This is a genomic window from Bradyrhizobium sp. UFLA05-89 (assembly GCF_059803475.1).
This window is the reverse complement of the sequence record NZ_JBANBA010000190.1, coordinates 1-9,429: the sequence shown is the minus strand read 5'-3', so window position 1 is coordinate 9,429 and position 9,429 is coordinate 1. Positions and strand designations below refer to the sequence as shown.

The 9,429-nt window shown below is 64.0% G+C and carries 6 protein-coding genes and 1 pseudogene; 5 read left to right on the top strand and 2 right to left on the bottom strand.

The genetic code is table 11. The annotated features are described in order from the left end of the window. The 5 genes from SO139_RS44470 to SO139_RS44450 all read left to right on the top strand — a co-directional run. The coding region (locus tag SO139_RS44470) for an allantoate amidohydrolase (RefSeq protein WP_498542015.1) at positions 1-1,224 on the top strand (1,224 nt) is incomplete at its 5' end. A gap of 99 nt (positions 1,225-1,323) precedes the next feature. After that, the gene (locus SO139_RS44465; protein WP_498542014.1) at positions 1,324-2,697 is read left to right on the top strand and encodes a hypothetical protein; all 1,374 of its coding nucleotides are present in this window, start codon (positions 1,324-1,326) and stop codon (positions 2,695-2,697) included. A 232-nt stretch (positions 2,698-2,929) separates the two neighbouring features. Beyond that, positions 2,930-4,996: an alkaline phosphatase family protein gene (locus SO139_RS44460; RefSeq protein ID WP_449382048.1), complete on the top strand. Its 2,067-nt coding sequence runs from the start codon at positions 2,930-2,932 to the stop codon at positions 4,994-4,996. 99 nt (positions 4,997-5,095) lie between these two features. Continuing rightward, positions 5,096-6,652 carry a sulfotransferase family protein gene (locus tag SO139_RS44455; RefSeq protein ID WP_498542016.1) on the top strand — a complete coding sequence of 519 codons (1,557 nt, stop codon included), beginning with the start codon at positions 5,096-5,098 and terminating at the stop codon, positions 6,650-6,652. Continuing rightward, positions 6,649-7,080, top strand: a complete 432-nt coding sequence (locus tag SO139_RS44450) for a hypothetical protein (protein ID WP_449382049.1) — start codon at positions 6,649-6,651, stop codon at positions 7,078-7,080. Before SO139_RS44455 ends, SO139_RS44450 begins: the two co-directional genes overlap by 4 nt. A 14-nt stretch (positions 7,081-7,094) precedes the next feature. On the opposite strand, the gene SO139_RS44445 is transcribed toward SO139_RS44450, so the two are convergent. Next, entirely contained in the window at positions 7,095-8,414 is a 1,320-nt protein-coding gene (locus tag SO139_RS44445; protein ID WP_498542013.1) for a dicarboxylate/amino acid:cation symporter, read from the bottom strand. A 115-nt stretch (positions 8,415-8,529) separates the two neighbouring features. Next, positions 8,530-9,429, bottom strand: a pseudogene (locus SO139_RS44440) (aconitate hydratase AcnA); the annotation flags it as partial.

Here is a 9,429-nt window from a genome sequence, read left to right as displayed (position 1 = left end):
GGCGAAGGGATCGTGCGTCGCATCAACGAGCTCGGGGTCATCTCGGAGGACGCGGACAAGCTCACGCGGATCTATCTCACCAAGGAATTGCGCACCGCTGCCGATCTCATCCTCGGCTGGATGCGCGAGGCTGGCATGCGCGCGCATCTCGATGCGATCGGCAATGTCTGCGGTCGCTACGAAGGCGAACGGCCGGGTTTGCCATGCCTGATGCTGGGCTCGCATTACGACACTGTGCGCGATGCCGGCAAATGGGACGGTCCCCTGGGTGTGATCACCGCGATTGCCTGCGTGGCGGAGCTGAACCGGCGCGGCAAACGCCTGCCGTTCGCGATCGAGGTCATCGGCTTTGCCGACGAGGAGGGCGTGCGGTTTGCCTCGACGCTGCTCGGCAGCCGCGCGGTCGCCGGCACGTTCGATGAGAGCGTGTTGAACACGCGCGACCGCGACGGCGTCTCGATGCGCGATGCGCTCGTGCAGTTCGGTCTCGATCCCGACCACATCGGCGCGGCCGCGCGGACGCGGCGGGAGCTGCTGGGCTATCTCGAGCTGCACATCGAGCAGGGACCGGTGCTGGAAGCACAAAATCTCCCGGTCGGCGTCGTCACCGCGATCGCCGGCGCGACGCGGCTCGCCGCGCGGCTGACCGGCATGGCCGGCCACGCCGGCACCGTGCCGATGGCGCTTCGCCGCGACGCGCTGACCGGGGCGGCCGAATGCATCGCCGCGATCGAGCAGTTCTGCCGCACCGATGAGGGCGGGCTCGTCGGCACCGTCGGCTACATCCACGCAAAACCCGGCGCGACCAACGTCATTCCCGGCGAAGTTTCGTTCACCATCGACATGCGCGCGCCGACCGACATGCACCGCAAGCGCGCGGTCGCCGACGTCGTCCGCCAGATCGAGGCGATCGCCAAGCGCCGGCAGCTTGCGCTCCAGCTCGACGTCACTCATGAGAACCGCACCGCGCCCTGCGCGCCCTGGCTGAAGGACCAGATCGCGCAGGCGATCGCAGCGGAAGGTTTTGGTGTGTTCGAGCTGCCGAGTGGAGCAGGACACGACGGTATGGCGATGATCGACATTGCCGACGTCGGCATGATCTTCGTCCGCTGCCGCGGCGGCGTCAGCCACCATCCGGACGAGCATGTCGAACTTGCCGATGCTGATGCCGGCGCGCGGGTGCTACTCAGGGTGATCGAGAATTTTCGGCCACGGGAGGGGTAGGCCCGCTCCCGCAAGTCACCGGATGGAGACACGAATCAGACAGGGCTAGAATAATGGCCGCCCCCCACCGGGATCACGAGACATCATTCGACAACGCATATGAATAGCGACATCTCTTTTCCATCCCATCGCGCAAACCGCTTTTATCAGGGACTGACCGCGACCGTTGTCGCCAACGCTCTTCAGGCGATGAATTTTCTCGGTGACCGCTTCCTGAGGAAGTCGCATCATTCGTTGTCGGCCATCGAGGATCTTTACCGGCACTCGATGGACAGTGCCTTTTCGGTGACGGAGTCCTTTCTTGTCACTGGCGCGCCGCACGCATCCGCTTACTACCCGCGTGACTTCGCCTGGTTCTATCCCGACGTCCTCGATCCCGAGACCATCATGGATGCGCAGGACGCGGTCCGGCGGGCACGGTTGCTCGAAAAGAGCGTCCGTCTCTTGCTGGAGGCGGTTCGCGCCGACGTCGTCACGACGACCATCGTTCCTGCGGGGCGTGCGCGGTATCTCGGCGTGAACTATTTCTCGCGGCCCTCGGACACGCTGCTCGGCATTCTTGCGGGTCTTCAGCAGATGCTCTCTGCCGAGAAGAGGGCGTCGTCTTATCTGGCAATGTCCCAATGCGCTCATGCCGGCCGTCTGTTGCTGGCCGAATATGGCGCCGACCTGAAACGGGCGATCTTGCACCTCGCAAGCGAGCTTGAGCCGTTCAACGATGACGGAGCCGGTCATTTGCTGTGCGACGTCGGCGCCCCTCGTTCCGCGGCAACGGACACGCGCGCCGAACGCAGGCGTTTCGTCACCAACGCCTGCGTCTATACGACCTTCGTGTGGGGCGTGCAGATCGGCGTCGTCGACGAGAGCGAACTGAAGGCGCTGCTCGGACGTGAGCTCGCACAGTACAAGAAGGAGCTGCTCAGCCTGTTCGGCAAAGACGGTTATATCAGGCACTCCCTGGACGACCCGGCGGGCTCGCCGGCGTCCTCCGTCGCGCTGGATTTCGTCAGTGTGCATCGCGGATTTTGGGACCTGAGCGAGGCGAGCGAACGTGCGCTGTTTGCGGCCACGACGGATCTGATTATTGCCGAACCTCGCTTTCGCATCCTGAGCACGTACCACTTCCTGGTGTCTGCGGATAATCCGCGCAACAAGATGATCCACAAGATTGCGGCGCCCGCCTACCAGGGACGTTCCTCGTGGCCAACATTCAATGTCGAATTTGCCGATCGCATGCTGGACTACGATCAGCACGCGGGGAGCGCTACTTATCGGTCCTACGCCCAGGGGATATTGAAGGACATTCGCACTGCGACCGAGCTCCATGGCGGTTATCAGGAATTGATCTCGGAATCAGGGCTGAAATACCGTACCTGGGCCTACAAGGGAGCCGTAGCGCACTCTTGGTTTCCCCGCTTCCTGTCCGTCTGGAGCAGGGCGTTCGGAACGCCCTTGCTGCATTGGGGCGACTGACCGGCGCTCGCGCGCCGATGGAACGTCGCGGGAAATCGCCGACAAGTCGTTGATCGCAATCCACAAGCCCCCCGCGCAGGTCGCGCCGGTTGCGACAATTGGCCTCTGCACGTCGTCACAATCCCGTAACGGAAGTGATATGTCCGCGCAGCACGTCTGACAACTGCGCACCTTAGCCTGACATGTGTTGAAACAATTCTCTGCATTCAGGAAACGAACAGAGGGGCGTGCAATGCTTTCGAAAATGACACGACGACTACGCGATCGCACCGTGGTCACGGCTGGGATCCTGGCGCTGATGGGATGTGACGTCTATGCGATGGACAACAACGCTCTCGGTGGCAACAACAAGAACGGCGAGCGAACCGAGACGCCGATCAAGCATGTCATTGTAATCCTTGGCGAGAACCGCACTTTCGACCACGTGTTCGCCACCTATGAGCCGCGCCCGGGCGAGCGGGTCGACAATCTTCTTTCCAAGGGCATTATCACCAAGGACGGAATCCCCGGTCCGAACTACGCCAAGGCGTCGCAGTCCTCCGCCGTCGTCAACAACACCTTCTCCATCAACCCCGGGCAGAAGACGCCATACAACCACACGACCAACAAGGTGCAGGCGCCGGGAACCTCTTACGCGCCGCAATCCTGCTACACTTCAGTCGATCAAGCCGCGCTCAACGGTCCGGGCTGCCTCACCACGCTGCAACTCGCGGCCCAGGCCGACTATGGTTTGAGGAAACAGGACCTGCCGCTGCTGACCACCGGTGCGACGGGGCTCCCCGGCAGTTCGCCGGACTCGCGCATCGTGGATTTCGACAATCTGCCCAACGGCCCCTACCCATTGGTCACCCTCCCGCAAGGTGACGAAATTCCGGTAAGCCTCTACAAGACCTACGGCGGCAGCCCGGTGCACCGTTTCTACCAGATGTGGCAGCAGCTCGACTGCGATGTCAGCAAAGCCACTCACCACAATCCAAGTGGATGCCAGTCCGACCTGTTCACCTGGGTCGAAGAGACGGTCTCTTCGGGCAGCAACGGCAATCCCACGCCGAAGCCGCTCAAGGAAGGTGATATCGCGCTCGGCTTCTACAACGTCGCCCGGGGTGATGCGCCCTATTTGACGGAGCTTGCCCGCAAGTACACGCTCAGCGACAATTTCCATCAGGCCGTGATGGGCGGCACCTTCGCCAATCACATGGCGCTCGGCTATGCCGACGCGCTCTACTACGCCGACGACAAGGGCGATCCCGCGAAGCCGGATCACGTCCTGGTCCCCGGCTCCAATCCGCCGCAATATGTCAACGAGATCGAGAACCCGAACCCCGCGCCGGGCACCAACAACTGGTATCTCAATGACGGCTATGGCGGCGGCAGCTATTCGAACTGCTCCGATCCGAACCAGCCGGGCGTCGGTCCGATCGTGACCTACCTCAACGCGATTCACGTGTCGCCGCGCTGCGCGCCGAACGCCTACTATCTCCTGAACAACTATGTTCCGTCCTATATCGGCAGCGGCGCCACCGATCCGATCAACAACGGACCGTTCACGCTGCCGCCAGTGATCAAGCAACGGCACATCGGCGATGCGCTGACGCAGGCGGACGTCTCCTGGGCCTATTTCGGCGAGCGCTGGAACGACTTCAAGACCGCGCCGGGCGAAGGCACCAATTTCGGCGCACTTGATCCGGTCGCCTATCTCTATTGCAATATCTGCAACCCCTTCCTCTATTCGTCCTCCGTCATGACCAACAAGACAGCGCGCGATGCGCATCTGAAGGATACGCTCGATCTGTACGATGCGATCGCCAACGGCAATTTGCCGGCCGTGTCCATCGTCAAGCCGAGCACCTTCAACGACGGTCATCCGTCGTCGTCCCGGCTCGACCTCTTCGAGTCCTTCACCAAGAAGATCGTCGACCAGGTGAAGTCCAACAAGGAGCTGTGGAAGTCGACCGCTATCGTCATCACCATGGACGAGGGGGGCGGCTACTACGACTCCGGCTACGTGCAGCCGGTCGACTTCTTCGGCGACGGCACGCGCATCCCGCTTTGGGTGGTCTCGAAATATTCCCGCGGCGGGCACGTCTCGCATGAATACGGCGATCACGTCTCGATCACCAAGTTCATCGAGCGCAACTGGCACTTGAAGCCGCTGGGGCCGAAGACGCGCGATACGCTGCCCAATCCAGTGGCATCGGACGACAATCCCTACGTTCCGACCAACCGGCCGGCGATCGGCGATCTCTTCGGCAACTTCAACTTCGCCGATCGACACGACGACGATCGCGACGATGATTGATCTCGGCCGATAGCCTTCATCCGTATGACCCGGCGGCCGCCCGGCCGCCGGGTCAATCTCGTTTTGCTCATGCAGCATGGAGTCATCCGCGTGAACGGCATGCTACCGCCCAGCGCGAGCACCGCTTCGATCGACGCCGCGCGCCGCGCCTTCGCCGGCGGCGATCTGGCGGCGACCGAGCGGATATGCGCGCAGCTCCTGGCAGGCAATTCGTCGGACTGGCGTATCTGGGCGCTCCTGACCGAGACCGCGTTCTCGCGCGGCCGGCAGGATGCGGCGATCGTCAGTGCGGATCGCGCCGTTGCGCTGGCGCCAGCCAATCCGATCGCGCTGGCGTTGCGCGCCAAATGTCTGTTCGTGAGCGGGCAGACGCGCCAAGCCTGCGAAGTAACAGAGGCCGCGGCCAAACATCTTGGCGATGCACCGGACGCGCTCGATGCGGTCGGCGCGATGTTCGGGCTGCTCGGGCTTCAGCAACGGGCGAGGGAGCTCTTCCGCCGCGCGCTCGAGCGGCAGCCCGGCGTGCCGCAATATCTGTTCAATCTCGCTGCGGCCGAGCGGATGATCGGTGCGCTCGATGATGCCGAAATGCATTGCGACGCGGCGATCGCCGGCGACCGTCACTACGGCCTTGCCCATTACCTGCGCTCGGACCTTCGCATCCAGACCGCAGACCGCAACCATGTCGACGAGATGGAGGCGCTGATCCGCGAGGGGCGGTTGTCGGCGCCGGCCGAGATCATGCTGCACTTTGCGCTCGGCAAGGAATACGAGGATCTCGAGCTCTGGGGCAACGCGTTCGATCACGTCGAGGCCGGCTGCCACTTGCAGCATCGATCGCTGCCGCGCGCCCCCGCGGCCGAGATTGGTGAGGTCGATGCGATCATCCAGGCGCACACGCGTCGCTGGATCGAGGCAGCGCCGCGCGGGCACGCCGAGGCCGCGCCCGTTTTCGTCACCGGCCTGCCGCGCACCGGTACCACGCTGGTAGAACGGATCATCGCCAGCCATTCCACCATGCATTCGGTTGGCGAGACCAGTGCGTTCACGGCCGAGATGCGCCGTGCGATGGTGGCGCGTCCGGGCGGCCGGGACCTCGAAGGCATCGGCAGACGCTATCTCGACACGGCCGCGGCGCTGCGCGTTCCGGACAACGTCCGCTTCATCGACAAGACGCTGGAGAATTATCTCTATTGCGGCCTGATTCACGCGGCGCTGCCGTCGGCGAAGATCATCCTGGTGCAGCGGCATCCGATGGATTCGTGCTGGGCGATCTACAAGGCACACTTTCGCGGCAAATTCTCGTTCTCCTATCACCAGATCGAGCTCGCCGAGTATTATCTGGCCTATCGCCGGCTGTCGCAGCATTGGCGGAGCGTGCTGCCGCCGGATGCTATGATGGAGATCAAATACGAGGATATCGTGCGGGACCAGGCGGCGGCGAGCCGAGAGATCATCCGCTTCCTGGGGCTTGCCTGGGAGGACGAGGTGATGCGGTTTCACGAAAGCCCGGCGCCCTCGGCGACCGCCAGTGCCGTCCAGGTGCGCCGCCCGGTCTACGCATCCTCGGTTGGCAAATGGCGTCACCATGCCGAACGGCTGGCGCCGCTGCGCGAACGCCTTGCGCGGGAGATTCCGGAGGCGGAGCTGGTATGACGATGCGGCGTGTTGCCCTGCTGATCATGACTGCATCGGTCATCCTCTTGGCCGGCGATTGTGCGGCAACGGCGGAGGTGCAAGTCGATGGCAGGCCGGATGCCGTGCATATCGAGGCCCGCGACGCCACCCTCCGCGACGTCCTGGCGGCGCTGCACGACCGCTTCAATCTGCGCTATCGCGCGAGCGACACGCTCGAAACGCAAACGACCGGCGTGTTCGACGGGCCGCTATCGCGCGTGGCAGCCAGGCTCCTCGATGGCTACGACTATGCGATGCGGATTACGCCGGATGGCGTCGACCTGCTCGTGCTGGGACGGCAGCAATCGAGCGCCGCCGTCGTGGTTGCGGTGACGCCGGCAAGTGCGGCGAGGCCGCCGCTCACGGCGGCGGAGCGCAGGCACTATGAGCATGGGCACCTCCGCTAGCGCCCGACGGCGGCTTAACCCGCCGTCACGTCCACCGTCTCGCCGCCCTCCAGCACCTGCGCCGCCTTGGTGCGGTCGAGATCACCTTCCCAGGCGGCGACCACGACGGTGGCGACGCAGTTGCCGATGAGGTTGCCGACGGCGCGCGCCATGCCGATGAACCAGTCGACCGAGAGCACCAGCACGAGGCCGATCGCTGGAATGCTCGGCACCGCGTTGAGCGTCGCTGCCAGGATCACGATGGCCGAGCCCGGTACGCCGTGGGCGCCCTTCGACGTGATCAGGGACACGCCCAGCACCAGCAGGAGATCGCCGAAGGACAACGGCGTGTTGGTTGCCTGCGCAATGAAGACTACTGCAAGCGTCAGATAGATCGAGAACGCATCGAGGTTGAAGGAATAGCCGGTGGGAATCACGAGACCGACCACGGAATCCTTCACGCCCATCCGTTCGAGCTTCTTCATGATCTGCGGCAGCACCGCATCGGAGGAGGCGGTCGCCAACACGATGGTCAGCTCCTCGCGCAGGTAGGCGAGAAATTTGAGGATGTTGATTCCGGCGAGCGCCATCACGCCGCCGAGCACGCCGAGCACGAAGATGCCGACCGAGACGTAAAACAGCATCACCAGCGAGACGAGCTGCTTCAGCGAACCGGCGCCGTATTTACCGACGGTGTAGGCGACGGCGCCGAGCACACCGAGCGGTGCGACCCGCACGATTAGCCCCATGACGCGGAACAGCACGGTGGAGGCCGCATCGATCATGGTGGTGACGAGCTTGCCCTTCTCGCCGCCGACCAGCGCAAGGCCGACGCCGAACAGGACGGCGAAGAACAGCACCTGGAGCACGTCGTTGCGCGACAGCGCATCGAATGAGGTGCTTGGGATCACGTTGAGCAGGAAGGCTCCGATGCCCGCGCCCTGCAGCTTGTGGGCGTTGTCGGCGTAGGTGTTGAGTGCCTTGGCGTCCAGCGTCGAGGGATCGATGTTCATGCCGTGGCCGGGGCCGAAGGCATAGGCGAGGACGAGGCCGACCACGAGCGCTACCGTCGTCATCGCCTCGAAATAGACCAGCGCCTTGACGCCGACCCGGCCGACCTTCTTGAGATCGCCGGCACCGGCAATGCCGTGCACGACTACGCAGAACACGATCGGCGCCACGATCATCGAGATCAACTTCAGGAAGGCGTCGCTCAGGATCTTGAGGCTGATGGCGAAGTCCGGGACGGTCACGCCCAGGATGATGCCGAGCACCAGCGCCGCCAGGACCTGGACGAACAGCGAGGTGTAAAGCGGCTTCGGCTCGGCGGCCGGCGCCGCAGTGATGGTCGACATGGTGAACTCCCCCGGTTTGACGCGTCTTGGACGCCAAAAAGGAGCAACAAGCGTGCCAGATTGTCACGGTCTGGCTGGGAATCTGCTCTTTTTTCGATTTTCCCAGCGTCTCCCTTCAAACCGAGGGAGTGATGGCTCCTTCGAGGGATGCCTCGCCGGCCCATTCGGTCGGGCCGTCCGAGTGCCGCCTCAGGATCAGCGGCAGCAGCCCGCCGACACGCAGGGTCTCACATTCCAGATTGGTTTCCACCGCCGCGATGGCAACAAAGCGGTCGATCTCGGCACCGTCCCGCAGGATGCGAACGTTCACCGCGGCGCGCGGCTTGAGCGCTTCGACGGGTGCGTCGATCTCCAGTCTGTCGTCCGGCCTGAGGCCCAGCGTTTGCGGCCGGCGATCGGCCGGCAGGCGGAGCGGCAGAATGCCCATGCCGATCAGGTTGGAGCGGTGGATGCGCTCGAAGCTCAGCGCCAGCACGGCACGCGCGCCGAGAAGCGCGACGCCCTTCGCCGCCCAGTCGCGCGACGAGCCCATGCCGTAGCGCTCGCCCGCCACGATGACGACCGCGCGCTGTTGCTTCTCATAGTGCTCGGCGGCAAGCCGGAGCGATAACCGTTCACCGGAGCCTGCAAGGATCGTCTGACCCGGCGGCAGATCGGGGCCGAGCAAATTGCGCACGCTCTTGTTGGTGAAGAGCCCGCGCAGCATCACTTCCCAGTTTCCGCGGCGCGCGGCGAACACGTTGAGATCATGCGGGTTCGCGCCGCGTGCGACGAGATGACGAGCCGCCTCGCCGTCCGCCGCGATCGCGCCCGCTGGCGAGATGTGGTCGGTCGTGATGTCGTCGCCGAGCACCAGAAGCGGCGTCGCCGCGTAATGTCCAAGGCGTGTGCCGTGGCCGAAGCCGGCAAATGGCGGCCGCCGGATATAGGTGGATGTGTCACCCCATGGAAACAGCGCCGTGAAAGGCGCCTCGAATGCCTTCCAATCGGCGCTTGCTTCCGCGGCGTCATAGGC